The 26,008-nt window shown below is 33.6% G+C and carries 31 protein-coding genes and 1 pseudogene; 23 read left to right on the forward strand and 9 right to left on the reverse strand.

The features are described from left to right. The first annotated feature begins 676 nt into the window (after window positions 1-676). The 3 genes from OK414_RS08005 (at window position 677) to OK414_RS08015 (ending at window position 2,393) form a co-directional block, all read left to right on the forward strand. Window positions 677-892: a DUF6366 family protein gene (locus tag OK414_RS08005; protein WP_205662571.1), complete on the forward strand. Its 216-nt coding sequence runs from the start codon at window positions 677-679 to the stop codon at window positions 890-892. 391 nt (window positions 893-1,283) lie between these two features. Beyond that, window positions 1,284-1,955, forward strand: coding sequence for an HAD hydrolase-like protein (locus OK414_RS08010; protein WP_205662572.1), 672 nt, complete (start codon window positions 1,284-1,286; stop codon window positions 1,953-1,955). Window positions 1,956-2,102: 147 nt separating this feature from the next. Then, window positions 2,103-2,393 carry a hypothetical protein gene (locus tag OK414_RS08015; protein WP_034653157.1) on the forward strand — a complete coding sequence of 97 codons (291 nt, stop codon included), beginning with the start codon at window positions 2,103-2,105 and terminating at the stop codon, window positions 2,391-2,393. Window positions 2,394-2,408: 15 nt separating this feature from the next. On the opposite strand, the gene OK414_RS08020 is transcribed toward OK414_RS08015, so the two are convergent. Then, on the reverse strand, window positions 2,409-2,690 hold the full coding sequence (locus OK414_RS08020; RefSeq protein ID WP_205662573.1) for a YesK family protein: 282 nt from the start codon (window positions 2,688-2,690) through the stop codon (window positions 2,409-2,411). A 226-nt stretch (window positions 2,691-2,916) separates the two neighbouring features. Here OK414_RS08020 and OK414_RS08025 point away from each other — a divergent pair, with 226 nt between their 5' ends. Then, a complete protein-coding gene (locus OK414_RS08025) occupies window positions 2,917-3,354 on the forward strand; it encodes an NUDIX hydrolase (protein ID WP_034653153.1) in 438 nt (145 codons plus the stop codon). Between the two features lie 94 nt (window positions 3,355-3,448). After that, window positions 3,449-3,832 (forward strand): YkvA family protein, encoded by a 384-nt coding sequence (locus tag OK414_RS08030; RefSeq protein WP_205662574.1) that lies wholly within the window; start codon window positions 3,449-3,451, stop codon window positions 3,830-3,832. A gap of 508 nt (window positions 3,833-4,340) precedes the next feature. On the opposite strand, the gene OK414_RS08035 is transcribed toward OK414_RS08030, so the two are convergent. Next, the gene (locus OK414_RS08035) at window positions 4,341-4,841 is read right to left on the reverse strand and encodes a DUF2062 domain-containing protein (protein ID WP_034653148.1); all 501 of its coding nucleotides are present in this window, start codon (window positions 4,839-4,841) and stop codon (window positions 4,341-4,343) included. Window positions 4,842-5,140: 299 nt separating this feature from the next. Between OK414_RS08035 and OK414_RS08040 the strand changes: the two genes are divergently transcribed. Together OK414_RS08040 and OK414_RS08045 are read left to right on the forward strand one after the other, a co-directional pair. After that, window positions 5,141-6,052 (forward strand): peptidoglycan-binding protein, encoded by a 912-nt coding sequence (locus OK414_RS08040; RefSeq protein ID WP_034653147.1) that lies wholly within the window; start codon window positions 5,141-5,143, stop codon window positions 6,050-6,052. A gap of 493 nt (window positions 6,053-6,545) precedes the next feature. After that, on the forward strand, window positions 6,546-7,142 hold the full coding sequence (locus OK414_RS08045; protein ID WP_034653145.1) for a YdcF family protein: 597 nt from the start codon (window positions 6,546-6,548) through the stop codon (window positions 7,140-7,142). A gap of 112 nt (window positions 7,143-7,254) precedes the next feature. Here OK414_RS08045 and OK414_RS08050 read toward each other — a convergent pair whose 3' ends face one another. Beyond that, window positions 7,255-7,869 carry a DUF998 domain-containing protein gene (locus tag OK414_RS08050; RefSeq protein ID WP_095379949.1) on the reverse strand — a complete coding sequence of 205 codons (615 nt, stop codon included), beginning with the start codon at window positions 7,867-7,869 and terminating at the stop codon, window positions 7,255-7,257. A 262-nt stretch (window positions 7,870-8,131) separates the two neighbouring features. Next, entirely contained in the window at window positions 8,132-8,566 is a 435-nt protein-coding gene (locus OK414_RS08055) for a diguanylate cyclase (RefSeq protein WP_095379950.1), read from the reverse strand. 96 nt (window positions 8,567-8,662) lie between these two features. Between OK414_RS08055 and OK414_RS08060 the strand changes: the two genes are divergently transcribed. Further along, window positions 8,663-9,166 carry a DinB family protein gene (locus OK414_RS08060; RefSeq protein ID WP_263045385.1) on the forward strand — a complete coding sequence of 168 codons (504 nt, stop codon included), beginning with the start codon at window positions 8,663-8,665 and terminating at the stop codon, window positions 9,164-9,166. Between the two features lie 199 nt (window positions 9,167-9,365). On the opposite strand, the pseudogene OK414_RS29965 reads toward OK414_RS08060, so the two are convergent. Beyond that, window positions 9,366-9,470: pseudogene (locus OK414_RS29965) on the reverse strand (GNAT family acetyltransferase); the annotation flags it as partial. Window positions 9,471-9,600: 130 nt separating this feature from the next. Between OK414_RS29965 and OK414_RS08070 the strand changes: the two are divergent. The 7 genes from OK414_RS08070 to OK414_RS08100 all read left to right on the forward strand — a co-directional run bounded on the left by OK414_RS08070 (window position 9,601) and on the right by OK414_RS08100 (window position 14,343). Next, on the forward strand, window positions 9,601-9,906 hold the full coding sequence (locus OK414_RS08070; protein ID WP_263045384.1) for a hypothetical protein: 306 nt from the start codon (window positions 9,601-9,603) through the stop codon (window positions 9,904-9,906). A 212-nt stretch (window positions 9,907-10,118) separates the two neighbouring features. Then, complete coding sequence (locus OK414_RS08075) at window positions 10,119-10,349, forward strand: DUF3923 family protein (RefSeq protein WP_034653132.1); 231 nt, start codon at window positions 10,119-10,121, stop codon at window positions 10,347-10,349. A 362-nt stretch (window positions 10,350-10,711) separates the two neighbouring features. Then, window positions 10,712-11,062 (forward strand): hypothetical protein, encoded by a 351-nt coding sequence (locus tag OK414_RS08080; protein WP_034653129.1) that lies wholly within the window; start codon window positions 10,712-10,714, stop codon window positions 11,060-11,062. Between the two features lie 110 nt (window positions 11,063-11,172). Next, entirely contained in the window at window positions 11,173-11,505 is a 333-nt protein-coding gene (locus OK414_RS08085) for a hypothetical protein (protein WP_047932725.1), read from the forward strand. Between the two features lie 95 nt (window positions 11,506-11,600). Next, entirely contained in the window at window positions 11,601-12,176 is a 576-nt protein-coding gene (locus OK414_RS08090) for a hypothetical protein (RefSeq protein WP_263045383.1), read from the forward strand. Between the two features lie 384 nt (window positions 12,177-12,560). Then, the gene (locus OK414_RS08095) at window positions 12,561-13,484 is read left to right on the forward strand and encodes a LysR family transcriptional regulator (RefSeq protein ID WP_170943818.1); all 924 of its coding nucleotides are present in this window, start codon (window positions 12,561-12,563) and stop codon (window positions 13,482-13,484) included. Window positions 13,485-13,653: 169 nt separating this feature from the next. Then, on the forward strand, window positions 13,654-14,343 hold the full coding sequence (locus OK414_RS08100) for an alpha/beta fold hydrolase (RefSeq protein ID WP_263045382.1): 690 nt from the start codon (window positions 13,654-13,656) through the stop codon (window positions 14,341-14,343). 87 nt (window positions 14,344-14,430) lie between these two features. Here OK414_RS08100 and OK414_RS08105 read toward each other — a convergent pair whose 3' ends face one another. Further along, on the reverse strand, window positions 14,431-15,018 hold the full coding sequence (locus OK414_RS08105; protein WP_095379955.1) for a DUF4825 domain-containing protein: 588 nt from the start codon (window positions 15,016-15,018) through the stop codon (window positions 14,431-14,433). A gap of 230 nt (window positions 15,019-15,248) precedes the next feature. Next, window positions 15,249-16,088 (reverse strand): alpha/beta fold hydrolase, encoded by an 840-nt coding sequence (locus tag OK414_RS08110; protein WP_263045381.1) that lies wholly within the window; start codon window positions 16,086-16,088, stop codon window positions 15,249-15,251. A gap of 441 nt (window positions 16,089-16,529) precedes the next feature. Between OK414_RS08110 and OK414_RS08115 the strand changes: the two genes are divergently transcribed. The 4 genes from OK414_RS08115 to OK414_RS08130 all read left to right on the forward strand — a co-directional run bounded on the left by OK414_RS08115 (window position 16,530) and on the right by OK414_RS08130 (window position 19,709). Continuing rightward, window positions 16,530-17,306 carry an SDR family oxidoreductase gene (locus OK414_RS08115; protein ID WP_016763661.1) on the forward strand — a complete coding sequence of 259 codons (777 nt, stop codon included), beginning with the start codon at window positions 16,530-16,532 and terminating at the stop codon, window positions 17,304-17,306. Window positions 17,307-17,589: 283 nt separating this feature from the next. Continuing rightward, window positions 17,590-18,381: an aminoglycoside phosphotransferase family protein gene (locus tag OK414_RS08120; protein ID WP_095379956.1), complete on the forward strand. Its 792-nt coding sequence runs from the start codon at window positions 17,590-17,592 to the stop codon at window positions 18,379-18,381. A gap of 104 nt (window positions 18,382-18,485) precedes the next feature. Continuing rightward, window positions 18,486-18,947: a GNAT family N-acetyltransferase gene (locus OK414_RS08125; RefSeq protein ID WP_016763663.1), complete on the forward strand. Its 462-nt coding sequence runs from the start codon at window positions 18,486-18,488 to the stop codon at window positions 18,945-18,947. A gap of 528 nt (window positions 18,948-19,475) precedes the next feature. After that, window positions 19,476-19,709, forward strand: a complete 234-nt coding sequence (locus tag OK414_RS08130; protein WP_051421143.1) for a hypothetical protein — start codon at window positions 19,476-19,478, stop codon at window positions 19,707-19,709. Between the two features lie 170 nt (window positions 19,710-19,879). Here OK414_RS08130 and OK414_RS08135 read toward each other — a convergent pair whose 3' ends face one another. Further along, on the reverse strand, window positions 19,880-21,172 hold the full coding sequence (locus OK414_RS08135; protein ID WP_205662581.1) for a VTT domain-containing protein: 1,293 nt from the start codon (window positions 21,170-21,172) through the stop codon (window positions 19,880-19,882). 470 nt (window positions 21,173-21,642) lie between these two features. Here OK414_RS08135 and OK414_RS08140 point away from each other — a divergent pair, with 470 nt between their 5' ends. The 4 genes from OK414_RS08140 to OK414_RS08155 all read left to right on the forward strand — a co-directional run bounded on the left by OK414_RS08140 (window position 21,643) and on the right by OK414_RS08155 (window position 24,887). Continuing rightward, window positions 21,643-22,845 (forward strand): MGDG synthase family glycosyltransferase, encoded by a 1,203-nt coding sequence (locus tag OK414_RS08140; RefSeq protein ID WP_263045380.1) that lies wholly within the window; start codon window positions 21,643-21,645, stop codon window positions 22,843-22,845. 1 nt (window position 22,846) lies between these two features. Further along, window positions 22,847-23,545, forward strand: coding sequence for a polysaccharide deacetylase family protein (locus tag OK414_RS08145; RefSeq protein WP_263045379.1), 699 nt, complete (start codon window positions 22,847-22,849; stop codon window positions 23,543-23,545). A gap of 302 nt (window positions 23,546-23,847) precedes the next feature. After that, a complete protein-coding gene (locus tag OK414_RS08150; RefSeq protein WP_016763668.1) occupies window positions 23,848-23,970 on the forward strand; it encodes a hypothetical protein in 123 nt (40 codons plus the stop codon). Between the two features lie 545 nt (window positions 23,971-24,515). Continuing rightward, window positions 24,516-24,887, forward strand: a complete 372-nt coding sequence (locus OK414_RS08155; RefSeq protein ID WP_095379958.1) for a hypothetical protein — start codon at window positions 24,516-24,518, stop codon at window positions 24,885-24,887. A 9-nt stretch (window positions 24,888-24,896) separates the two neighbouring features. On the opposite strand, the gene OK414_RS08160 is transcribed toward OK414_RS08155, so the two are convergent. Then, a complete protein-coding gene (locus tag OK414_RS08160) occupies window positions 24,897-26,000 on the reverse strand; it encodes a GerAB/ArcD/ProY family transporter (RefSeq protein WP_095379959.1) in 1,104 nt (367 codons plus the stop codon). Between the last annotated feature and the right edge of the window lie 8 nt (window positions 26,001-26,008).

Below are 26,008 nucleotides of genomic sequence, written 5' to 3' on the forward strand. Positions count from 1 at the left end.
TTTTTGCTGCAGCTTTTAATATGTACTCATTTATGTAAATTGAGTATGTTTGAGCTATAAATCTAAAACAAATAAACAGAAAGGGTTTTTTCCTATTGAGTACGTTTACTAAAGTAGTACCGTCAGCTTTTATACTTCTCTATATAGTATTTTTCTTTTTAGATATTTCTTATCATTATGGTGTTCCTTATTCATATAGCTTTTTTCTTTTTTTATTTTTGTCGTTAATATCTCTAGTCTTATGTTTAGTAATATGGTTTAAGGACAAGGAACGTCTTTTTCTATTTTTGAGTGTAGTTTCAACCCTCCAACTTACGTTTACTGTCTTTATTTATCTTTTGCCAGAAGCAGGAACTAAACCATTAATTTATGAAAAAGTAATCACAAAAGAAGATGTTTTACATAAATAAGCTTACACAAAAAAACTTGAAGAATGTGTATCTAGTATAAGGTTATTAAAGAGATCCCTTAAATAAAGAGGATCTCTTTGGTGTAGGTTTTTGTAATAGTAATTATATTAAATAGATCTGTATACTTCTTCATTACAACGTGGTGTTTCATACTTATTAAAAAAAGAAATGTGTACAGTTAGTATAAGAAAAGGGATCTAACAAAAACCATTAATTTATATTTTAACCATAATATGTTATAGTATTTTAAAAATGGTGGTGTAATAATGAACGAAGGTAAAGAAACACCCGAAAGAAAAAGAGAGAGATTAAAATACGAAGAGTTAAAAAGAAACCCCGCAGGGAATATGAATGATGCATTTAATAGAAATGAAGCTGGAAACCTATCTGGTTTAGCAGGCAGCTTAGGATGGAAGGGGCTAGGTATACTTATTACTGTACTGATTATAGGCTTTATCGTTGTGTCCCTATTTTTAAAATAATATGAGGTTTATAAATTAAGAGTACTGGAGGAGCCATTTTGAAAAATTATGCAGTGTTTATTGGTAGTTTTATAGTGTTACTGTTTGCTTTTCAAATTGTTTCTGGGCTATTTCTTACACTTACATATGTACCTGAGACTTCACAGCATTTGAGTAGCTCAACGATCAGTATTTTTTCTTTTAATTATCCATTTTTAAGTTCTATTATAGCAGCGACTTTTTCATTTATTATTTCAAAGAAAGTATGTAAAGTTAAAAAGAGCACCTATAAATGATTAGGTGCTTTTTGTGCTGAGAACATTCATTATGGTTTTTAACAACTGTAGGTTTTCCTTTTTATGGTATTATATATAAATACATATTTAATACTGCCGAAAGAGGGAGATACTTAATGTTGCAATCACTGATTTTTGATATGGACGGAACGCTGTTTCAAACAGATAAGATTTTAGAATTATCGCTTGATGATACCTTTAACCATTTGCGCACAATCAATCAATGGGACGCTAGTACTCCTATTGATAAGTATCGTGAGATTATGGGTGTACCTTTACCAAAAGTATGGGAAGCTTTATTACCTATTCATTCAGATGAAATGAGAAAGTATACGGATGACTATTTTTTGAAAAGCCTAGTGGAGAATATAAGAAAAGGGAAAGGTGCTTTATATCCCAATGCAAAAGAGGTCTTTAGCTATTTAAAAGAAAATAATTGTTCCATTTACATAGCAAGTAACGGTTTAAAAGAATATTTAGAAGCAATTGTAGACCATTACGATTTGAATAATTGGGTGACAGAAACATTTAGTATTCAACAAATCCAAACCCTCGATAAAGGTGATTTAGTCAAAACAATTATAAAAAAATATGATATCAAACATGCTGCAGTAGTAGGAGACCGCCTATCTGATATCAATGCTGCAAGAGATAATGGTTTAATGGCAGTCGGGTGTAATTTTGATTTTGCTCAAGAAGCTGAGCTTGCGCAGGCTGATGTAGTAATAGATGATTTAATGGAGTTAAAAAGGATTGTATCTAACATAAATAGTAGCTTGTCAGTCTAATGGAATAGATAGTAGGCTTTTATGCATTATAGAAAAAGGATTAATCTCATTTGTCATCACAAATATATTCATAGTAGCATTAGAGCTAAAAAGCTGGGGCTAGGTTGAAAGATAAAACTTTTTCATTATGAGAAAGGCGGGGATGAAATGGCAATAGGAATCGCATTAACTGTTTTAGTATTAGGTCTTATGTTTGCGAGTGGACTAAGCCAAGGAAAGTTAGCTAAAAGAAAATATATAGTATGGGGAACGACTATTATATTAATAATAACTCCATTCTTTTCATGGGTTGTTTCTATTCTGTTTGGTATTAATCAAGGAGATGGTTTTGCAGCAGTTGGTTTAATGATGTTATTATTGCCGCTTTTCTTTTTAATCGGAGTCGTTACTCTTCTGATAGGTATTTTTAAGAAGGACAATATGAATAAATCTATTTAGAAAGCAAAGAAAGCTCTAAGATTTATTCATGGGGCTTTCTTTACTTTTTATTATCTCACTTAACGATATGATGATTATAGATATAATTGATTCTATAAAAATAGCAAAATTAACTACTCCAATTCCCATACCAGTTAATCCTCCGTAAAAATAGCTTATGACAACAATACTTAGACTAACTATTCCTGCAATTAAAGGTATTGTATATTTTAAAGAGGATGTTGTTCTGCCCAGTTTGTATGAAAGTAAAAGTAAGCAAGCAACTGTAGTTATAACAATCAAGTACATTATAGCCATTTTTAACCTCCTTGAGCTGTATGACATAAATATTACCATAAATTTACACGTTGATAAATGGTTTTTTGAATCTAGAAACAACGATTGGAAATAAATCATAGCCTGTCTATCTCATAGATTTTAAAAGCGAGTTTATACCAACCCAACATATGTATGTGTAATTTACCAAAGAAGTTTGTTGAAAAAGAAATTTTTTAATTAGTATCTATTAAAGGAGGAAGCGAATATGCAGGATAAAACGATGATAACAAAAGTTATGGCTTACATAACTAGATTCAATGAACCCTATACAGAGTTACTAGTTTGCGAACACAAAGATTATCCAGAAGCAGGAGTTCAAGTTCCAGCCGGTACTGTAGAAGAAGGAGAAACAATTGAAGAAGCTTTATATAGAGAGGTCAAAGAAGAGTCTGGGTTAATGGATTTTTTATCGGTGAACAAAATAAAAACATACGTCTATCATCATGAAAGTAAAAGTCAGTATCATGAACGACATGTTTTTCATTTAGAAGTTCAAGAAGAAACGGCAGAAAGGTGGGAATATAAGGTGAATTCTGAAGGGGAAGATGCAGGATTAATCTTTTTCTATTATTGGGTTCCTGTTGGAGCTGTTCCTAAACTAGCTGCAAATCAAGATGACTGCATTAATCAGTTATTCGTATAGTTTTGAATTTACTCATAAAAGAAACATGCAGTTAAACAAAAAATAAAACCGATTTTCACATTATATTAAACCGTCCATAAGGAGAATAGGAAACATGCTTAATCAATTAAAGCTGTGGGCTAAAAAGTTAAAAAAGCAGCTATTTATCTTATACTTAGCTTATAAAGATGAACGAGTATCTTGGTATACCAAATTATTTACTGCTTGTGTTGTTGCATATGCCTTCAGTCCAATCGACTTAATTCCTGATTTTATACCGATTTTAGGCTATATTGACGATATAATCATTGTTCCTTTAGGAATTATGATTGCTTTGAAGATGCTGCCTAAAAATGTAATAGAGGACTGCACACTAAAAGCAGAAGAGCTCATTCAAAATGAAAAACCTAAAAACTGGGTTGCAGGTTCAATTATTATCATAGTATGGCTACTTATTTTTATGTGGAGTTGTTTTATTGTTTTTAAGTTTTTAAACTGAATGTACTCTTATAAAGAAAAAAAGATATATATATAAGGAAGCTAAACAATCTCTAGAGAGTTTATTGAGTAGTAGGTCAAATGCTTGGAATGGGGCTTGTAGTAAATGATTTTATCGGAAAAATCAAATGGAGAAATATACTTGCATACAATCCTGTAGAATACTTTGCATTAATCCTAGCAGCTAGCGGGGTCATCATCTCTCTGATACTAGGTATACAAAGTTTGTACCGATGGATAATTGACCAAAGAAATCGAAAAAAATGGGTGAAACAGACTGTGTTATCTTCAACAAAGGAGTGAGAGCAGATCCTTATTTCCTCCATATGCATCTTAAAGCAGAAACAAAGGTTGTATCTTAGCCCATAGTTGGTAACCACAGGTATCAATTATGGGCTAATTTATCTCTATGCCTTTTGAAGAAATGTTCAGGTTAATGGTTATATTTTTATATAAATTATATTGATTTACAATTAGAAATAAAGGTTGAAATTAAACTAATAATCCATTTATTTAGTACGTTTTTTTATTATCCATTTTTTAGAGATGTAGTGTAAGAGAAAGCCTCTGTACTGATTTATAATATAGTAACTAACAATATAGAGTATACTTCCAAACAAAAAGCTATTAAGAAACATTCCCGTTAAAAAATTCTTTCCTACTTTCGCTCCTAGTTCTAGTCGATTATCCAAATTTCCATCTGCACTTTGAAGTAAAGTTTGATCAAAATCAAGTGGAAATATATATCCTCCAACTACTGTATTCAAATAAAACATCAACGGAAAAGCCCACATAAAAAACATTCCACCAACGAGTCCTGCTATGCTGTTTCCTTTACATAACTTAGCTAAACCTACGGATATTATAAGGCCAAATCCAAAGGTAGGAACAAAGTTCACAACAGAACCTAGACTAAAACCTAGCGCAACTTTATGTGAATGATCTTTTAATCGTAATAGTTTAATAAGTAAGTATTTAAACCGGCGCTTCAAAACCACTATTTTGTTCACATTATTCCTCCTATCTCTTTACGCTTGTATCCTATTTTTTCTTTTTATGGTTACAACCATAAAAAGGTGCTTTATTGTATGAAAGATTTAGCGGTATATACGTAAAAAGAAGAGTAACTTTAACCATTATAAGTATATTTATACTTTATATGACAAAATAAATAATTACCTCCTAATAAATCAAGTGTTTTTTTTAATTGTCACAAAAAATTCACAAATAGGTTGTTTCTTTTCTATTTCTCCCTGCTAAAATTTTATAGTCAAGAACAAGAAAAATATAACATCGGGGGATATACTTAGTGAAAAAGATAATTTCTTCATTAGCTTTATGCTCATCATTGATTGTTTTGCCAACAATCAGCCATGCAGCTTTAGGAGACAAGCTATTAAAAGAAGGTATGACAGATCCAGACGTAAAAGAATTACAGGATGTTTTAAGACAGAAGGGCATATTTTCAGCTACTTCGACTGGCTATTTTGGTTCAATTACAAAAGATTCAGTTCTAAGCTTTCAGCGTTCTCATAGTTTAACCGCTGATGGAATTGTAGGATCTAATACATATCAAGCGCTAATAGGTAATTCAACAAGTGCGGTTACGAGCAGTACGCTTCTAAAATATGGAATGACTAGCAATGAAGTTGAAAAAGTACAGCAATTGTTAAAGGAAAAAGGTTACTTTAATGCCACACCAACAGGCTATTTTGGTACAGTTACTCAAACTGCGGTTATGAATTTCCAACGGGATCATGGCTTAGCCGTGGATGGAATAGTAGGTCCAGCTACTTTGAATGCCTTAAATAACACATCTAGCAGCTCCACTGGTTCTTCAACTGTCAATAGTTCAACGCAAGCGACAGCTAGTGATATTGTTGCTTATTCCAAAAAATTCATAGGCGTACCATATGTGTGGGGAGGAACGTCTCCGAGTGGTTTCGATTGCAGCGGTTTCATTTATTACGTGTTTAAAAATGGAGGTGGAGTAACTGTACCGCGAACAGTAGCTACCTTGTATCAGTCAGGAAAAAGTACATCTACTCCAAATGTAGGAGATATTGTGTTCTTTGATACTACTGGAGGTCCTTCACATGCTGGAATTTATATTGGAAACGGGCAGTTTATTCATGCTGGCAGTTCAACGGGTGTAACTATTGCATCGTTAAGCAATTCTTACTGGGCACCTCGTTATTTAGGAAGTAAATCTATCCTCTAATAGATTACTAGTAAAAAAATATAGCAATTGAAACTAAGCAGCTTTATTCTTATTTGTGTAAATAAAGTGAAAAGTCCTGATATATAGTCAGGACTTTTTGTTATAGCAGCGAACAATGGTCTTAATATAAATGATGTAACTAACTCTCTTTACACTAAAAAACTGACCAATTATGGTCAGTTTTTTAAGGTTAATAAATAAGTTATTTTGCTCACTTCTCATATCGTTTGTAATTTTATCATTAAAAAATGAAAAATAAGTAAAAAAAATAATATTAATACAAATAAGTAAAAAATATTTAAGTTTGTATAAAATTCATGTGATTCACAAAAATATTGAGAAAGAACGTTCGTTGAAATTTTTAATGTTAACTTTTATATAAAAGCTGTGATTGCTTACAGAATGCAAAGTTCTTTTGAAAGCACCTTTTTATTTTTATGAATATTGAGCTTTATGATACGATATGAAGTGAACTTTTTAAATGAGGGTCTATATGCAAAAAATTAAAGGTAAAAGAATAAAAATCAGTATATTTATGCTGGGATTAGGGATTGTTTTTTTTCTGTTTGCCGGGAAAGAACTTGTGGTAAACGAAAAGCCGGTAAAATCTGACGTGATTATTGTGTTAAGTGGTGATAATGATCGACTGGAGAAAGGAATTGAATTATATAAAAAAGGCTATGCCTCTCATTTAATCCTTTCGAATGGTCAAGAGAATAATTTTTATCATCAAGCCAAGGAATCAGGGGTACCTGAGAATTCAATTATATTAGAAAATCACGCTACAAGTACTACGGAAAACGCTAAATTCACAAAAAGGCTAATGATGAACTATCATTTTCAATCCGCTATCGTTGTTTCTTCCAACTATCATATGAAAAGGGTAGAAAAAAACTTTAATAAAGAATTTAAGGATACCCAAATACAATTAACCTATTGTTCTAGTGGAAGTCGCTATTATAATCCACAGAGATGGTGGGAAACTGCTTTAAATAGAAAAGTTACCTACACAGAATACGTCAAGCTTATTGGCAATTATTTTGGTTTTAGCGGAAAGAAATCTAAAGAATTATTAAGAGAATTTATCTAACAAAATCGTATAAAAAGTCCATAGGGGATGTCTCTATGGACTTTTTGCTATTTAAAATTACGAGTAGTTGAACGTAATCTTGTAAGCTCATATGAAACGGAATGATAATGGATTACTTGTTTAACATAAAGGAAAGCACGGTGCCCCATATAAAGATTACTAAATAGAATAATCTTTGCAGCAGACCGGTAGGCATAGGAACAAAAAATACAAACATAATGAGTATGAGGATGAATAGTAAGGAGACTAAACAGCCATAAGTCCAATACTTGCCGCTGGTTAAAGAAGATGCATATATCCAAAAACCAGCTAAAACAGTGATCATGCCAAGCTGAGCGAATATTGAATGCCAAAATAAATTTATATCAGCCGGTATAAAGCCTGAAACAATGTTACCCAAAGCTAATATAAGAATAAAAGCTGTTGCTAGTTGGGTTATTTTTGTTTTCTTTAGGTTTTGTGAAATGTACAGAACACCAATTGAAAGTGTTAATCCGTTTATAATAAACAATACGTTCATCCAGAAATGGTGAGGAGAGCAAATTTTATGAGGTGCAATTGAATAGGTGTAGGTTCCACAAGAAGTTACGCCAAGATCACTCATTGCGTGATGTAAAAAACTGTAGGAAGCAGTTGAAGTCAAAATAAAAAAAGGTTCAACTAAAAAATACAAGCAAGTAGCAAACCAGCTTAAAATGCCAAGCTTTTTTGATATATACAGAATCATCACCTCTTAAAAAGTATTATATACGAATTGTATATCCAAATAATGTTAAACAGAATGGTCTTGACGCCTATTTTTAAGTAGGGCTTGAGGTTGATGCGAGGAAGGAGGACAAAGTGTTTAAACTTGAAGGTGCTTAGGAAAAGGCCTCTTTACTAATGTTTTGTAGCGGTAAAGAGGTTCAAAAGCTGCTTAATTAGAAATGAATAACGGCTGATTATGCACCCCCATACGTAAAGTTAATGTATTCCAAACGCGGTGACATTCAAGACATTTTCTCTAGAATTTTATAATCTGATGTTTTTTGAATATCTACATCATATTCATGGGCAAATGTTTCTAATTCCTTAAAAACATTTGGTGGATTGAATAATGCTATTCGCATATTCCACCCGTTTTCTACTTTTACTACTGCTAATTTTGTTTTCCAACTTAACCGTTTAAATACAATTTTTTTAATGTCCCTTGGTTTAACAGTTTTTGCATATACTTTAAACCGTAATATATATGTTCTATAGGTTAAAGTATCTTTGTCTATCTGAAATTCATATCTGAGGAAAAGGGAAAGAAACGAACAAAGGATAGCAAAAAGAAGTAAAAAATCAAGTGCTTTATATTGAACTGCTTGAATGCATAATAAAGCATTTAAAGGTAATAGGATGAAAATAATAGTTTTTTGAGCAGTAGCTTTAAATAACATAGAATCTCCTTTCTTTAGTAAATAAGCCAACTGATTTTTTCTATGATATTATTTAAGTGTTAATTTAGATTAGATTTATATTAGGAGGTCTTGTACATGTATAATACCATTTCAGATTTTATCAAAGAATGGAACAACGAAGCTACGCTAACTCAAAAAGTTTTGGATAGCTTAACAGATGATTTATTGAAACAACAAGTTTACCCTGAAGGACGTACGTTAGGAAGAATTGCTTGGCATTTTACAACAAATATTCCAGATTATCTAACTGAATTCGGACTGAGCATAGACAGAATAGAAAGTACAGCAAGCGTTCCATCTTCAGCACAGGAAATCGCTATAACCTTTAAAAATGTAAGTTCTCACGCTGCTAAAATCATTGAACAGCAATGGACAGATGAATCTTTAGAACTCACTCAAGAAGCGTTCGGAAGAACCCAATCAAATGCCACAATCTTAATGGGACTAATCAAGCATATTGTTCATCACCGAGGTCAAATTACCATTCTGATGCGTCAAGCAGGACTAAAACCCCCTGGAGTTTATGGACCTCCAAAAGAAGATTGGGTTCATTTAGGTGTGGAAAACCCACCGCTTTAATAATATCAGGTAAATAAAAAAGAGGCTGTTCATAGAAAATACTATAAAATTTTTTTCTAGGCAGCCTTTACGTAAAACCTAATTAATCAGTTAGTACTTACTCTGAAAAAGCTTTTGAGTACTGCACAACACCTTGCATATTTTTTGATAATCCCTCTGTTAACTCTAAGGTCATAAAGAATTCTTCAGGCACGTCAAAATGTTCTTTCTTATCGCTGTATTCTTCATTTAAAAAAGCGCTTTTCACAACTTCTTCAGTTTTATTATATTCTTCAGTGAGTTCTTGTTTAATTAAGATATCCATAATTAGTATGTGTATATTTTATAGTGTTATATTTTATGAGTCCACCCTTAATACATAATATTTGTAAATTTTTATGGTAAAATATACTATATATGTTAAATTAGAGTGTGTGAATAAGGGGTAATATCTGATGTTGAACGTATTATTTATATGTTTAGTAAGCTGCTTCATTATTTATATTGGGAAACGTGTATGGAAAAAAGGTAATACTAGTTTCATTGCTGGGTATGGAAAGATATTTACACCTAAGGATGAAAAACAGATCGCTAAAGGAATTGGCCTTATTATTATGTTATTTGGCTTTGAATCTATAATATTCCCCATTCTCTCTTTGTTTTTTGAAGGGATTGGATTTTATTATGGATTGCTGGTTGTATTAAACTTCTTCGCTATATTTGGACTTATGATAAAGGATCAGGTGCAGGGAAAAGTCTAAGGAGGAGAAAAAGATCAATAAAAATATTCGACTTATGATTGGTTTACTCAGCACTATTATCCTGTGTTTCTATGGAGTAAGAGGTTTATTCATACATGAAACAATACCGTTTTCTTCTTACCTCTTTGCGGTAGGTGGAGCTATCTCCACCATTACTCTTATCTGGGAATTAAAAAAGAAAGATACTGCTTAAAAGTGGAAGGAGTGATGATGTGAAAAGACGATGGATTTCCTGGTGGATAGCTAATATAATTTGGATCATACTTTTCGTCGTAGGCACAGCTGTTGTCTGGACAAGAGAAGTGGATGGAGCGGGTGTTACCCAAACACCAGAGCTAAAATTGTTCGCATTTATAGTGTTGCTAATTGTATTTATTTTCCCTTTGATTATTCAAGTTATATGGCTAATTATTAATTTTAAAACTAGTAAGCATGTACTATAGAAACTAGGAATGATGTTATGGAATAGAGAGGGATGATGTGTATGTACAGCAAAAAGTACTCTAAATGTGATTCAACTCTAATCAAAGCTCGTATTCAATCATCACCTGGTACAGTAGGTGTAAATAAAACACCGAGCAGCATATTAAACAACAATCACAATTACAGTGAGTTAATACCTTATGTTTGTTCAAGCTGCGGTTATGTGGATTTTTTATGTGGAGGAGCCTGGAAAGTTTGTTTAATAGAACTTTTAGGATTGTTCGTTTTCGAATACACTATGATACGTTACTGAACTTGGTATATCCTCTAATGTCTATTTTAATTAAAGGGCAAGGAAAATGGTTTGCGGAGGCTGCTTATTATGAAGAGAACACTTAGTTTTCTGTCAGTAGTTTATTTAACCGTTCTAACTGCATGTAACCAAGAAAGTACAGGAATAAATATAGAGAGCTCTGCTATCATTGTGATAGTTGGAAATAAGGAATATAACGGAACAGAAGATAAATTAGATCAAACACAAGAAATAGGAGACCAAATAGGAACAATAGAAAAGAAAACTAAAGCAACTAAAATGCCGGCAGGTAATAATCAATCAAACTATTTTACAGTTGGTTCAGAAATCTATTCAGTAAAAGGAACAGAGGATTATATTATAGTTAAAGATAAAGATCATAAAAGTCAGTTAATGAAAAAGGTAGCCCAAAAAAGGTGAGTATTATTTAAGTTGACTACTTTATCTTTTAGAAAATACGTTCTATGTGAGCGTATTACATATATCAAAACCTAATTATAGTAAAACAAAAAAAATTTAAGAGGTCGAAAGTGAATAAAAAAATTCGATGGAGCTTAGCTAGTTGTATAACAATTATAGGGGCGTTAAGTATATATTTTTTGTTCTTTTCTTACGATAAGTTTTATGTAACAAAAGACGAGAATATGTTTAACACAAAGCTTTTAAGTGATACATATGGAAATTATGAGTGCGTGGAGATGGCTGATCAAACAAAGTATGACTCTAAGAAATATTTTAGAGCCTTTGGTAAAACACAAAATGGGGATCTTGTTTATGCTATTAAAGGTGATCCTAAGCATAAACAAGTGCTGCTAGTTGAAAACACAGAGATGCCTATGTGGTTTTTATATTCTAGTCAATAAAGGGGCTAAAGTGTCTACAAAATCCATTATGTTAATTAAAGAGGATGTATTATTTTTCTCTTGAAATATAGTTGGAATAAAGAAGGCGCTGCGTTATGAAAAAGTTCTCTCTTAGTTTATTTATTGCTTTTCTAGTATTTATAATTTCAGCTTGTTCAAATACAGAGTATGTAAACAATGTCGAGCACTTAAAATTACAAAAAACAGAGGTAAGGCTAACAGATGATAAAAAAATCGTTGGGGAGATGATAGTACCTGATAAAAAGAATAAAAGTAAACGTATCGTTCCAACCGAGTTATACTATACATTCACGATGGAAAACACGTCCAATAATATTATGGCTCTCTCTGATCTCGATAAAACAAAACTTCGCATAGAACCAGATAAGGAGTTAGTATCAGCTGTAAAAGAAGCAATTGGTTCAAATATTTATAATATGGATAACAATAAGTTAGGTATTGGTATGAGTATAGGAGAAATTCCATCTAAAGGAACAAGTAAATTTACTCTTAGTTATACCTTAGGAGCAAAACAAAAAAATAATGAATTACCTCTTTTGCCAGCTGAAGAAAAACTAAAAAAGCTACAGGCTAATGCATTAAAAGGCACACTCATTATCTCTCAAGATGACAAGGACATTGCGGAGTTCAGGTTAGATTCAAGACAATAAACATGATTTCAAGTGTAAATAAGCGAATAATCCACTTACTCTGGCAACATACGGAGTTAGTGGATTATTCTTTTATATTTAAGCGCTTTTATGTGACAACTTTTTTTACGTGTGAGATTAGTTTTAATCATTTAGTCACGATAAGCGCTCGAATAATTTCATTCCAATAGTATTTGAAGTTTTTTTCGCTGGTATCTTTTTTCGCTAGACTCATTGATTCCTTCGTATTCTCTTTTTTTATAGACATTATGATTTCCCCTTATCTCTTTATATTTAGTATGTTGTGGTTTGATTTACCATATTTTATAATGAAATTAGCAATCATTACAGATGAACATTACGATTGAATCAATCGAAATATCCGATTATATAGAGGTGAGGAAAATCGAAATAAAACAACTAATTACATTTAAAACAGCTGCAGAAAATTTAAATTTTACCTATACAGCTAAAGTTTTAAATTTTGCTCAATCAAGCGTTACCGCTCAAATAAAAGCTCTTGAAAATGAACTTGAAACGCCTTTGTTTGAACGTTTAGGGAAGCGCTTAGTTTTAACAGAGGCGGGTAGAGAATTTAAAAGATACGCTGATAAAATGATTCAATTGACTAAGGAAGCAAAAAACGCTGTAAGCGGAGTGGAGGAGCCTGCGGGTACACTTATTATTGGATCTTCTGAAAGCCAGTGCACGTACAGGTTACCTCCAATATTAAAAGAGTTTAAGGATCAATTTCCAAAGGTTAAAATGATTTTTAAGCCCATTTACTCTCACACACAAACAAGAGCGCAGCTACTAGACGGTACTCTTGATATCGCCTTTACAATGGAGCCTATTCAGCATCATGATGCAAATTTACATACACAATGTCTTGTTGCAGAAGACTTAAAAATTATTGCTTCTCCTCAGCATCCTTTAGCTGATAAAACGGATATCTACTTAGAAGAGCTTGAAAATGAGACTCTTTTATATACTGAGTCGGGTTGTTCATATCGGGTAGTATTGGAAAACTTGTTTCGCGAGGCAGGTATTTGTACATCAACTAAATTTGAATTTGCAAGCGTGGAAGCTATTAAGCAATGCGTCATGCTGGATTTAGGTATTGCCATATTGCCCGAAGTAGTAGTAAAAGGAGAGCTTGAGAAAGGCATATTAAAAGAATTGGCTTGTACTAAAGTTGATACGCCCCTTTATACACAAATGGTTTGGCATAAAGATAAATTTATGTCTCTTCCTTTACAATCTTTTATTCAATTGGCTTGCAGTACTTTTGGTTTAAATTATATAGGTATCCAAAGTGAAAAACTCTAGGTACGTTAATTATGCTGACTAAAGAATTACACAGGGTATATAAAATAATCTAATGTCTTTCCCAATAAGATAAAAGGTGAAGGAAATCTTCATTCCTTCACTAATATATAGATGAACCTTAATAAACTAGATTTTAATTGGTGAAATCTGAGTTAGGAGTTGATCTGATTTGGAAACGAGAGTAAATCAAATCGAACTAAATGGTTTAACATTTCAATATCGAGAGGCGGGTGAAGCTTCGGCACCCGCCATTATTGCACTTCACGCTTTGGGAATGAGTGCAGAGTCTTGGGATGAAGTAGCAGCTGTATTAGGGAAGGAATATCGGTTTCTAGCTTTAGATCAGCGAGGGCACGGTGGAAGTGAGAGAACCGGCACCTATACGTTTGAACTTATGTGCGATGACTTGCTTCAGTTTGTAAATGCGATGAATTTGAAGAGCTTTACGTTGATTGGGCATTCTATGGGTGGTACGGTGTCCTATCTTTTTTCTGAAACATTTCCAGAAAGGGTAGATCAATTGATTGTTGAAGACACTCCTCCACCTTTTACAGGAGAAAAGTTCGAAATTCCTGCCAAAGCGCCTGGTCCTTTACCGTTTGACTGGGAGGTTGTACCTTCAATTCTTCAACAGTTAAATAACCCCAATCCTAAATGGTGGGAAAGTCTTACAGAGATAATTGCACCTACTCTCATCATAGGAGGAGGATCCAGCCATATTCCTCAAGATAAATTGCAAGAAGTTTCTAAGCGCATTCCAAATTGTAAATTAGTAACGATAGAAGGGGCTGGACATGAGGTGCATGCAGGAAACTTATCCGCTTTTTTAACTGCTGTGAAAAGCTTCCTTGATTCGTGACTTTCTAGAGCTTTTATTTAATTTGAAAGTTTGGTTAAGTAAATAGAAAACAAATAAAGAGCCTTAAATAAGGCTCTTTGTTTGTTCTTATTCTTTTACGATAGGAACATTCTTAAAAAATTGTTCTCGAATAGTTGCCGATTTAACTGCTTTATTAATCTTCTCTTTATTATTATCTATAAATTGCTGTGCGTTTTCTTTATCAAATAACTCATTGCTACTTGGTAAAGTTTGAATGTTTTTGGAAATGAATTGTTTCATTTCTTGTCTAGATACTGAGAATTTCTGATCATCTATTTTAAAACTGTACCCTTCAGCATTAGGTATTAGTATCGTTAAATAAATAGCATTATAAAGAAAGTTTTTCTCTAGTGTATCCTTACCGTCGAGCCAATATTTTAATATTTCATCTTCTGATAAAGAGTCCTCTTTAGTACCATACATTATTTTTGGTGTTTTATTATGTAAATTAATTTCTTTAAACGTTTCTCCTCCAGGCAATGCTCTTACAATAGCTACTACGTTAGAATTATCTCCAACATAAGTTCCACTGTGGTCTTTAAGATCTTTTACATCAACAGTGTTAATGCTTGTGACTTCTTCTTTTGAAGAACAGCCGGTTATACCTACAAGTATTAATAAGATCAAACAAAAAAGCACCTTAAAATATTTCATAAAAACCTCCATTTTCTTACTTTAATACCCTTATGTGGATATTTAACGAATTATCAGTGTATCGTAAATATGATGTTTTGAAAAGATGTAGGTACTTTTGTACAAAATACTCTTTGCTATAGGAAAAGTTTTGTCTACTGTAAGTAGAAGGAAGGAACTTTGAAACATGAAAAGACCCCAAAGCTTTCTTAAAAAAGCGCTTTGAAGTCTGCATATCTCATGTTTTGATTTTAGGAGCTAATCTCTACAATTGATTTGATGATTTGTTCCCAGTCTTCACTATGGACTTCATGTCCTGTACGCTCAAGAGCTATTAGATTAGCATGAGCAATAGCTTTTGCAAGAGCAAGTCCATGTTCGTATGGGAGTGCCGGATCTTCTGTTCCATGAATAATCAGTGTAGGTATGTTAATTTCACTCAGCCTGTCATAATATTGTCCGCCTCCTTGAAGCAAAGCATGATTAAATCTACTCGGCAGCTGTTTAGCACGGGCAGCTTCTCTTTCTGCTAGCTTATACATTCTTTCCTCTTCATAAGGTTTTGTCCCACTTAAAATTTTCCATCCACCTGCAAGGTAGGGAACGGTTTCCTCTTGATTTGACCAGTCTATGGAAGTGCTCTTCGTGTGGTAATCAAGTATCTGCTGATCCATTGGGGGCAATTTTTCCGCCTCCGTTCCAAATACGCTTGATGCAATTAAAGTAAGGGAGTCTATGCGATCCGGATATCTAAGAGCAAGGATTTGTCCTATCATCCCGCCCAAAGACATTCCCACAATATGAGCTTTGTCTATAGAGTAAGCATCTAAAACACCAATTGCATCGTCAGCCATATCCGTTATTGTATAGTTAGACGTACCGGGTGGATAAGTGGTAGATCGCCCTAAATCACGATGGTCGTAACGAATAACAAATCTCTCATGTTCAGCGAGGCGAAGACAGAAGTCTTCATCCCACCAATCTAACGAAGACATTGCTCCCATTATTAAAAGTACAGCAGGATTCTTGGGGTTTCCAAAACTTTCTGTACAAATCTCAACGTTATCAATTTTTATTATCTCTTCATTCATTCGTGTACCTCCTTTTAAGTGTTAGAGAAATGAAAAGCAGTCCTTTATTCAGTTCTCTAACATAGGGATATTTCCTTTTAGAATTTTATTTAGGAAATCGGTTATTCTACCTATCTCTTTACCTTTTTACTAAAAAGTAAAATATAGCGTTCTTGAAAATGTAACTAAGGAAAGAGCCTAAACTTGTTGGAGACTAGGGGGATTCAGCTTTTGCTGTCTGAAACATGTTGATAAGGCAGGAAAGTTGAATGCATGTATGGAAAAATACTTATGTGAGGTGAAATAAGAATGAATGATTACTATGGAGAAAATACCTTTTAAACTTTAATTACATTTTTTCATTTATTACAACTTGATAGATTAATCTACATATACGGGATTGCTGAATTCGTGTGCTATTGATAAGCATATGAATTCAACGTTCTCATGAGGAGATGCTTTATGAAGCGGTTAATAAATAAAATTGCGATTGTTACTGGTGCTAGTCGGGCAAAAGGTATTGGTACTGAAATATGCAGGGAATTAGCTAGAGAAGGCGCAGATATTTTTTTCACTCATTGGTCAAAGTATGATCGTTTAATGGATTATTTTAATGAGGATGATTTTAAATGGTCGAAACATCTTATGGAAGAGATTCGCAGTCTGGGAGTGCGATGTGAATCAATGGAATTGGATTTATCGCAACCCGATGCACCAAGAAAGTTGCTTGATGAAGTTCAAAACAAACTAGGTTCTCCATCAATCCTTGTAAATAATGCAACACATTCCGTGGACGTAGATTTTCGTTCTATAGATGCTGATATGCTTGATGCTCATTATAACGTGAATATTAGAGGGACATGTCTTTTGACTGTTGAGTTTGCACGTCTAATCGAAGGCAAGCATGGCGGTCGAATTATTAATATGGTTTCAGGTCAAGATAAGTCACCTGAGCCTGGGAATTTGGCTTATGTTGCAACAAAAGGGGCTGTGTCTACGTTTACTAAATCAGTTGCTATTGAATTAGCACCTCTTAAAATTACCGTTAATGCTGTAGATCCTGGACCAACTAACACTGGCTGGATGAGCAGTGAGTTAAAGGAAGAGCTACTGCCAAAGTTCCCAATGGGTCGACTTGGTGAGCCCCGGGATGCCGCAAAATTAGTTATCTTTTTAGCAAGTGAAGAATCAGAATGGATTACCGGACAAATTATTCACTCAGATGGAGGCTTTTGGTGATTTAACATAGTAGCGGTCTTCGACTTTTTAGCGGATTTTTGCATGAAACAAGCAGTTAAAAGGATCTTCGAATGAAGATTCTTTTTTATAATGTAACGTAATATGACGATAACCGATTTTCTCCACTTTATTAGTCAGTCCCAAAGGATTGTTAATGGGCTCCAAAAGAAAAAGTACGGGCTTTTCTAAATCAGTAGTAAGATGAGATATTTCATTTATGACGAATGCTTTATCATTTTCACTTATTGACGACAAATAGGATATATTCAGGGGGAAGGTTTATATGTCAAGCTTTGAGGACGAAGAAGTGCTAACAGGAGGGAATGTCTCTAACGTTTATCGCTCGGGAGATACTGTACGACGAGAATTAAAATCAGATAGTCATAAATTTCATAAGCTATTAAAGCATTTAGAGAACAAAGGTTTTAGTTATGCACCAAAATTTTTAGGCATTGACGAAAAAGGAAGAGAGGTCTTATCATTTATTGAAGGTGAAGCTGGTAATTATCCCCTGAAGAAATATATGTGGTCTGATGATGTTTTAATAGAAATAGGGAAAATGCTCCGTCTTTATCATGATTCAGTGAGTGATTTTTCATTTGATGACAGCTGGAAATCAATAGATAACACTCCTAAACCATTTGAGATACTATGTCATAATGATTTTGCCATATACAACATCATTTTCAAGCACGAAAGACCAGTAGGCATCATTGATTTTGATGTTGCTGGGCCCGGTCCAAGAATTTGGGACATTGCTTATACTCTTTATACGTGCGTCCCTTTAAGTAGATTTTATCTTTCTGAAACAGGTGAGAAGATTTATTATAATTCATTGCAGCATGCTCAACATATAAACCGAAGAGTGAAATTATTTTTTGAATCATACGGCGAAGAATTACAAGAAGGTTATTTGGAAGTGGTATTGCTGCGATTAGAGGGGTTATGTAAAACAATTACAAGAAAAGCCAGTGAAGGCGACAGTGCGTTCCAAAAAATGATACACCAAGGGCATCTTGAACATTATCAAAATGATATTAAATTTATTCGTGAACATAGGAGAGAATGGGTTTAAGGATAAGTTTTAATTAAAGAAACAACACACTTTTATTAAAAAGCGTGTCTTTAACACCCTTTATGTAAATGATGGTTGTTATTCTTTGTAGAGGAGCACTTGTTATGCGAATTATTAATATTAGAGAACAGGTAGAGTACAAAGATAAAGCTATTGAATATATTCAGAGTAAGTGGGCGAGTAAAGAGAATTTAAGACTTTATGAAGACTGTATTATACATAGCTTAAAGACAAATAGTTGTCTTCCAGTTTGGTACTTGTTAGAAGATAAAGGAGAAATTATCGGCTGTGCAGGGCTTATCACCAACGATTTTATAAGTCGAATGGATTTATGGCCCTGGGTGTGTGCACTTTATATTGAAGAAAGTTATCGAGGTAAATCCTTAGGTGAGCAACTTCTTTTAAAGTTGAAAGAAAATACGAAAGATGCCGGATTTGATAATCTTTATTTATGCACTAACCACGTTGGATACTATGAAAAGTATGACTTTATATATATAGGTGATGGTTATCATCCATGGGGGAGTAGTTCAAGAATCTATAGGGCTAATTTAATTAAACTGTGATTGTATTTAATAGATTAACTATCAATTTTTATTTGAAATGTTTTTAACTGTTTCAATCAGTGAATAGCGGGTATAGGTTGATTATACAAGCGTAGTGCCCCCCAGGAACATGCATGTATATTTCTTTTTCTTACTTACCCTGTTTGAACCCTCCTATTGTGGCGGGTTCTTTTTTTGTGTTTAAAAGATACAACTTTTTAGACTATATACACCGGACACCTTAATCATATCTTATACTCAATGAATCAATGCAACAACAGTGTTACGAGATGAAAGAGGTTCAGTGTAGTTTTGAATTGCGGTAGCAAAAACGACCGTTACGTACTAAAGGCTAGCTTTTTATATGTGCTCTAGAAAGAAGCATTATGTTGACTAGGAGTGAATGTAAGAGAGATTGTAGAAATACTATGGACAGATATAGCCAAATTTTTAATTGGTAAAATATTTTTTGTGATTTTACGCGCTTTGCTTATGCCAATTTTCATTTTTTTCATAGTATGTACTATAAATGTATAGGGAGGTGAAGTTATGCCAGGACGTCGTAGTGGAGATCGTCGTACATCTCAATCTCGCTCTATAGTAGATAATTTTCGAAGAGGAGATAAAATTCAAGTTTTTTCTGCTGGAAGACAGCTTGATGGCAATGGTACGTTTATTCGAGCAGAAGGCGGATTTTTAGTATGGGAAGATAATTCAGGTAATAGAAATACGACTAGTTTAGAAAGTATCAGCGTTCGCAGATTAAGAAAACGTAGTTGCTAATCTTTTGGACAGGCTCTGATTTTATATAAATAAAAAAACACCTTCAAGCTGAAAACCGGGTATGGGGTACCGAGCAATCACTTGGAGGTGTTTTTTCTCATGAAAAACTGGTGATTTCGTTTTGAATGTATTCATTAGTTAGCATTTTTAGAGATTAATTTAGTTAACCACTATAGATTAATACCTTTCATAAGACGGAAGGTTTCAAGAAGTAAAACGTTTAACCCTAGCCATACGCCTCCAAATACATATCCTGCTGCAATATCGCTGGGATATTGTATGCTGAGATACAAACGACTAATCGCAATAAGCAACAAAATAAGAATGGCTGCTATTGGTGCTAATGTAGGAACCCATAATCTTTTAGAGTGTCGAACCAGCATAAACACAGCAAACCCATAAATAACAAAAGCCATTAAAGACTGTTCGCTTGGAAAGGTGTATGAAAGGTGTTCTATTAACGACTTTCTAATAGGGGAGAAATGATGGAAAATTCGTCTCAGACTTTCTTCGTACAGCTCTCCGCCGCCTGCAACAGCTACCAGAGATAATAATTCAATTTTTTTATCTCTGCCTTTCCATAAAATCCATACAAGTGTAAAGAAAATCAATGCTACCAGAACTTGCCTGGATCCCAGCGTGAAAAATACCCGCATTGGTACATTCCAATCTTTATTAAAAAGGACTGTTATTAATAGACTCGTTATTTTGTTAAAATCTCCAAACTCGTTTGCGATAAAGTCTTGCGTCATTCCAATCATAAGCAGAATAAACCCTAATGTTACTAATGCTGTAAATATAAAAACAAGCCCTGCCCGTTTCCGCGTATGAAACACATTTACTATCCACTTGAGACAATTAATTGCTATCTTTTTAATCGTTACTTTGAACTTTTTATAAATGTAAATAGCAACGAACAAACTTACAGTTACAATCATCCCAATGATAAAGTACTTCTTGATAGAATGATGAAACTGTTCCCACTGAGGTCCTAATAACTTTCCTAGAGTAATAAATGTGGTGACCCAAAGAAATGATCCGCTATAGGCGTACAGTGCATACGTACGAAAAGGAAGCCGAGTAATTCCTGAAAAATATCCTGTAATATGTCTAATAACTGGGAGGAAATAAGCAATAATCAACAGTTTGTTTCCATGTACACTAAACCATTTTGACATTCTTTCAATTCGCTCTGGCCCCATATGAAGAGTTTTTCCGTATTTATCAAAAAAAGGAGTCCCTAACTTATAACCAACTCCGTAGGCTATAGTCATTCCAACCATACTCCCCATACCGGCAACCAAGATACTTCCCACCCAGCTCAAATGTCCTTGAAAGGCAAGAACCCCAGCGTAGCCCATGAGCAGCTCCCCTGGAAGAGGAAGAGCAAGAAGTTCCAGCATCAATGCTAGAAACAGCACGATATATCCGTATTGATTTATATAAGATGTGATAAAATCCATGGTTTGTCCTTCTTTCATAGTATGTATTTACCTAAAGCACAGTTAGTAACTTGAATTTTATTGAAAATAGGAGAAGTGAAAAGAGTAATTTCACCTTTGTTTTTTTAATGTAGCACTATTTATAAAAAAAACTGGATTTTTCATTGATTTTTAATGTTATTTTTAGCCTATTTTTAATTACAAAACGTAGACTGAAAATGTGCTATTTGAAAGCTCAGCTTAAGACTGTATGTTTTTCTAATAAATAGTGTAAGAAATTCCTAAACAATCTATGTAACGAAAAAGAAGAAAAGATACACCACACAAATTGATTAAAAAGGCTAAATACCCGGTATTAATTTTTTATCATGTTTACTCTTTTATTAGTAAAGTAATTTTTTACTCGTATAAACAAGAGAACAAAAAGGTGCGTGAAACAGCCCAGGCTTTACCACATTGCAAATGCATAAAAACTACAAGGAGGGAAAGTCATGAATAATCGCGAGAAAGATAAATACCTCATTCTTTCCGCTACATTTGGAGAGGGACATAAACAAGTGGCAAATGCGATAAGCGAGGCAGTAAATGAGATGGTTGCTGATGCTGAGCCTATTACCATGGATATCATGGAGTGGATTCATCCCAACCTCTATCCAATCAGCCACTATATTTATAAAAAAAGCATTAAGAAGTTTCCTCAAGTGTATAGCTTTTTGTATAAAAAAACTCGTGTAAAAAATTCGTTTTCCGTTAAGCTAAATTCGATCTTTTTATCGGGCATGCAAGCTGTGCTTAAAATCATACAGGAAATAAAACCGAAAGTAGTGGTTAGTACCTATCCATTTGCCGCCGGGATTATATCAAGATTAAAAGAGCAAGGGTTAATTGATATTCCAGCGGTAACCATCATCACAGATTATACGGATCATTCTTATTGGATTCACCCCTCTACAGATCAATATGTGGTAGGATCTGCTCGATTGCGTGATCAATTAATTGTGTTAGGGGTAGAGGCAAACAAAATTAAAAACACTGGAATACCTGTACGGAAAAGATTTATGGATGTTCTTCCAAAAGACCTTCTCTTAGATAAATATATGATCAATCCAAATATGTTCACCCTGCTCATCATGGGAGGGGGAGACGGATTTTTTGGAAAAGGGATTTCAACCTTTAAGGCATTAGAATCCATTTCCACACCGATTCAACTTTTTATAGTATGTGGTAAAAATAAGAAATTAAAAACACAATTAGAATGGGAATTAAAAGGCTCGAAGCATGACGTGAGAATTTTTGGATACTGTGACAAGGTTGAAGAATTAATGGCTATTTCAGATTTAATGATCAGCAAGCCGGGGGGAGTAACAACCTCTGAGGCAATGGCGATGGATTTACCAATACTGCTTTATCATTCGTTACCAGGACAAGAAGAAGACAATGCAGAGTATTTATGTCGTTCGGGATTCGCACTGTCTGCAAAGTCAGAAAAAGAGTTAATTGCGCAAATTGAAAATCTTGTCCGCGATTCAGCACCTTTAAGATGGATGAAACAAAGAATGAAAAAATATCAAACCAAAACATCATCCATAGACGCTCTCCATGTCATTATCGAAGCAGCAAGACGCGGTCCATTACGTAACGTAATAGATAGCAGAACGATACAAAAGCAAAAGGAGATAGAGGTGAGTATATAATATGGAGTTCATGATTTTTGCTATTATTTTTTTTATTTTATTATACACCGTTATTCCGTATTTCTTATCACGTGGTCTAGGAGTGAACGTAGTTAAAAGAGGAAGGGATTTATCTAAAATTGCTTTTACGTTTGATGATGGTCCGAACCCTATTTATACGCCGATACTTCTTGATTTATTGAAGAAAAATGAGGTGAAGGCAACCTTTTTTGTGGTCGGTACTAAAGCAAAAAAGTACCCTGAACTGATTCAGCGCATGCATAATGAAGGGCACTTAATCGGAATTCATAACTACGTACATCACTCCAACTGGTTTATGTCGCCTTGGAAAGTTAGAAATGGACTTAAGAATACAGCCAAGGTGATTAAATCTATCACTGGAGTCACACCTATTTATTATCGCCCGCCTTGGGGAATGCTCAACCTTTTCGATTTTATGAGAAGAGGTAAATATAAGATTATTCTATGGTCAATCATGGCGGAAGATTGGCGAACCTCTGGCGGAAGCGAAAAGATTAGACAACGCCTAGCCAACATAAAAGGCGGGGATGTCATTTTGCTGCACGACTGCGGAAATACGCTAGGGGCAGAATCTGAAGCTCCAAGAAACACAATTAATGCGTTAAAAGATGTATTAAAAACAGTGCAAACAAAAGGATTCACTTGTGTCCGTGTTGATGAATTGGTAGAAAAGCTATAGGTAGTAAGAGGATTATCTTTATTAAAGCTTGCGAATGAAATTTTAATTCTTGTTATTACCGTAACTAAATATCTTGTCTGTTATAAAAAAGAACCTCTATTTTAAAGAGGTTCTTTTTTATAGTCAGTAAAAATATATGGTAATATAATCATATATTGGTTATATTTATAATTTAGTGATTTTTAAAATCTGTATTGAATCAACAGTCAATTTAAACGAAATCTATGAAAGTAGGGTAGTTCTTGAAAAAAGTTATTTTGAAATTCTTTGTATATTTTTTAATCTTCTTTGGAGGAAACTTAATGATTAATATTTTGTTTACCTCTAATTTTGATCTTTTAACAACATTTTCAACCGCTTTTGGAGTTTCCTTTGGGATTGCTATCTTTGAGTATTATACACATAAAAAAGGCAAGGTAGCATAAGGTGCAGTGTTTTTCACCCAATACATAAAAGATTTTATTAGAAACTTAAATGTCATAGTATTAAATTATAAAAATTTTGAGGTTTGAGATGGGAAATTCGTTGAATTACATTTATTTTTTTATTGCCATTATAGTTAGCTTGTACTTTTTTATCACCAATAAACACTCCAGAAAGCCACTATTCATGTTGTTACTATCGATGCTTTTATTTTATAGCAGCGCGTATTTCTTTTACTATAAGACTTATCCAATTAACTTACTCAGTACATTATCCATACTTGTGCTTTGGTGGATCATCCTTTTATTGCTAAGAGAGATTTACTCTAGAGAAGAAAATATTTTCTGGAATCTTTGTTTAATCTATGTAGCGCTATACCACTATTTGCATTATGTTTTTGATTCATTGGCTCAAAAGAACTTTTTGTATGGATTTATCTTTTATTTTTATACAAATGTAGGATTACTTCTGCTTGGCTTGTACTATTTCTTAAGAGTCTATAAAAATAGAACCGTGCATTAGAATGAAAAAAGCTCTTTGGAGATCAATGTCCACAATTCTTGTGGCGTTAAATTTTTATAACAGATTGCTTTGGAGAAAATCAATTATTTTTCATCATTTAATAAATATTATTAAATCTCATGGACGCCTTGTATATTTTTATATTATTTACCGCACTTTAAAAGAAAAAGGTGAGGCTGATATAATGGCTAAAATAATTCCATCCTTATGCATTTTGCTCGGGGCTTATGTTCTTATTGTATTCATCGACGTTTTTCAGGGGAACTATATGTTTCAATCGTTTTATAACCTAAAACAATATTTTGTAATTGCCCGTGGGGAAGATTATTTTTTGGTTATTTTATTTGCTTCAATATTCCTTGCTGTTAGCATTTTTCCTGTTTTAAAAAAACAATAGCCTCCCTTCTCATGAAAGGGTAGGCTTTATTTTTTGTTTTATATATGCTGTAATCAGCAATAGGATGGGAATTGCTATATGAAAAGGGAGGTGCAATAAATAAGGAACAATTTTGAGTCCTTCATTTATATGAGCTTGGTAACTAGGAGCAATCATCAGTGAGGAGAAAAAAATAACACCGCCAATTAAATAAATGTTTGTAACAGAAGGTTTCATTCGAAACAAATCAGCCGCGCCAATCACTGCACAAAAGAAATAGATGGTTATTTTAACAAAACCTAAAATGACCATGAGAATAAGAATAAAGGTATCCAGTCTTTGAATAAAACTAGCTATGTTAATGTAACTCACAGCTGTAAGAGCCGGGAAAGAGGATCTTAAAACAGTCTCTGGTCCGAGTACACACAAAAGAATAATTGAATTAATGGTTAAGGTAATTCCTCCTATTATAATGGCGGATAAACCAATTGTTGCGGCCTGATTTTTTTTATTTAAATAAGGAAGAATCATAGTAAAGGTAATCAATTCCCCGAAAGGTACAGTAATGCCAAGAGGGACTAACTCTTTTCCTATGTTTCCCCATCCATTCGCTAATACGGGTTGAAGGTTCTCCACCTTGATGTAGCCTCCTACTACATACAAAATATTTAATATAAAAAGAGTCAGTAAAATAACAACAAAACATAAGCATGTAACTCGTGCGAATGCTTCTATTCCTAAGTGAGTACTATAAATTAACACAAAGGTCATGCATATGCCCAGTGTAATAATCGATGTAACATAGTAAGAAGAGCTAATTAGTAATTCTTCAAAATCACGTAGTACTCTGGAAGCAATATAAACAAAATATATAATATAACAAAAGCTGATAGCACCGCCTACGTATTTACCCCAGATTTTAATGAGGTAGCCAGTCAAAGGCATATTAGGGTATCTCTTATATAAGGAGATATAGACTAAATACAGTAAACATCCAAAAAAAGTAGCCAAAAGGGGGACTATCCATGCATCTTGCCTAGCAGCCTTTCCGATATCTAAAAGCAGCGTACTGCCTAATATAAAGATAAACATCATACAAAATAATTGAAACCCGTCGATTTTTATTTTAGTCAATGCTTTTT

This window comes from Priestia sp. JV24, assembly GCF_025910025.1.
Classification (GTDB): Bacteria; Bacillota; Bacilli; order Bacillales; family Bacillaceae_H; genus Priestia; species Priestia megaterium.

What these genes read in the sequence shown, in the direction of transcription:
- OK414_RS08005 (WP_205662571.1), top strand. Translation starts at nt 677, where the DNA reads ATGAACGAAGGTAAAGAAACACCCGAAAGAAAAAGAGAGAGATTAAAA.
- OK414_RS08010 (WP_205662572.1), top strand. Translation starts at nt 1,284, where the DNA reads ATGTTGCAATCACTGATTTTTGATATGGACGGAACGCTGTTTCAAACA.
- OK414_RS08015 (WP_034653157.1), top strand. Translation starts at nt 2,103, where the DNA reads ATGGCAATAGGAATCGCATTAACTGTTTTAGTATTAGGTCTTATGTTT.
- OK414_RS08020 (WP_205662573.1), bottom strand. Translation starts at nt 2,690, where the DNA reads ATGGCTATAATGTACTTGATTGTTATAACTACAGTTGCTTGCTTACTT.
- OK414_RS08025 (WP_034653153.1), top strand. Translation starts at nt 2,917, where the DNA reads ATGCAGGATAAAACGATGATAACAAAAGTTATGGCTTACATAACTAGA.
- OK414_RS08030 (WP_205662574.1), top strand. Translation starts at nt 3,449, where the DNA reads ATGCTTAATCAATTAAAGCTGTGGGCTAAAAAGTTAAAAAAGCAGCTA.
- OK414_RS08045 (WP_034653145.1), top strand. Translation starts at nt 6,546, where the DNA reads ATGCAAAAAATTAAAGGTAAAAGAATAAAAATCAGTATATTTATGCTG.
- OK414_RS08050 (WP_095379949.1), bottom strand. Translation starts at nt 7,869, where the DNA reads ATGATTCTGTATATATCAAAAAAGCTTGGCATTTTAAGCTGGTTTGCT.
- OK414_RS08055 (WP_095379950.1), bottom strand. Translation starts at nt 8,566, where the DNA reads ATGTTATTTAAAGCTACTGCTCAAAAAACTATTATTTTCATCCTATTA.
- OK414_RS08060 (WP_263045385.1), top strand. Translation starts at nt 8,663, where the DNA reads ATGTATAATACCATTTCAGATTTTATCAAAGAATGGAACAACGAAGCT.
- OK414_RS08070 (WP_263045384.1), top strand. Translation starts at nt 9,601, where the DNA reads ATGTTGAACGTATTATTTATATGTTTAGTAAGCTGCTTCATTATTTAT.
- OK414_RS08080 (WP_034653129.1), top strand. Translation starts at nt 10,712, where the DNA reads ATGAAGAGAACACTTAGTTTTCTGTCAGTAGTTTATTTAACCGTTCTA.
- OK414_RS08090 (WP_263045383.1), top strand. Translation starts at nt 11,601, where the DNA reads ATGAAAAAGTTCTCTCTTAGTTTATTTATTGCTTTTCTAGTATTTATA.
- OK414_RS08105 (WP_095379955.1), bottom strand. Translation starts at nt 15,018, where the DNA reads ATGAAATATTTTAAGGTGCTTTTTTGTTTGATCTTATTAATACTTGTA.
- OK414_RS08110 (WP_263045381.1), bottom strand. Translation starts at nt 16,088, where the DNA reads ATGAATGAAGAGATAATAAAAATTGATAACGTTGAGATTTGTACAGAA.
- OK414_RS08115 (WP_016763661.1), top strand. Translation starts at nt 16,530, where the DNA reads ATGAAGCGGTTAATAAATAAAATTGCGATTGTTACTGGTGCTAGTCGG.
- OK414_RS08120 (WP_095379956.1), top strand. Translation starts at nt 17,590, where the DNA reads ATGTCAAGCTTTGAGGACGAAGAAGTGCTAACAGGAGGGAATGTCTCT.
- OK414_RS08125 (WP_016763663.1), top strand. Translation starts at nt 18,486, where the DNA reads ATGCGAATTATTAATATTAGAGAACAGGTAGAGTACAAAGATAAAGCT.
- OK414_RS08130 (WP_051421143.1), top strand. Translation starts at nt 19,476, where the DNA reads ATGCCAGGACGTCGTAGTGGAGATCGTCGTACATCTCAATCTCGCTCT.
- OK414_RS08135 (WP_205662581.1), bottom strand. Translation starts at nt 21,172, where the DNA reads ATGGATTTTATCACATCTTATATAAATCAATACGGATATATCGTGCTG.
- OK414_RS08140 (WP_263045380.1), top strand. Translation starts at nt 21,643, where the DNA reads ATGAATAATCGCGAGAAAGATAAATACCTCATTCTTTCCGCTACATTT.
- OK414_RS08145 (WP_263045379.1), top strand. Translation starts at nt 22,847, where the DNA reads ATGGAGTTCATGATTTTTGCTATTATTTTTTTTATTTTATTATACACC.
- OK414_RS08150 (WP_016763668.1), top strand. Translation starts at nt 23,848, where the DNA reads ATGATTAATATTTTGTTTACCTCTAATTTTGATCTTTTAACAACATTT.
- OK414_RS08155 (WP_095379958.1), top strand. Translation starts at nt 24,516, where the DNA reads ATGTCCACAATTCTTGTGGCGTTAAATTTTTATAACAGATTGCTTTGG.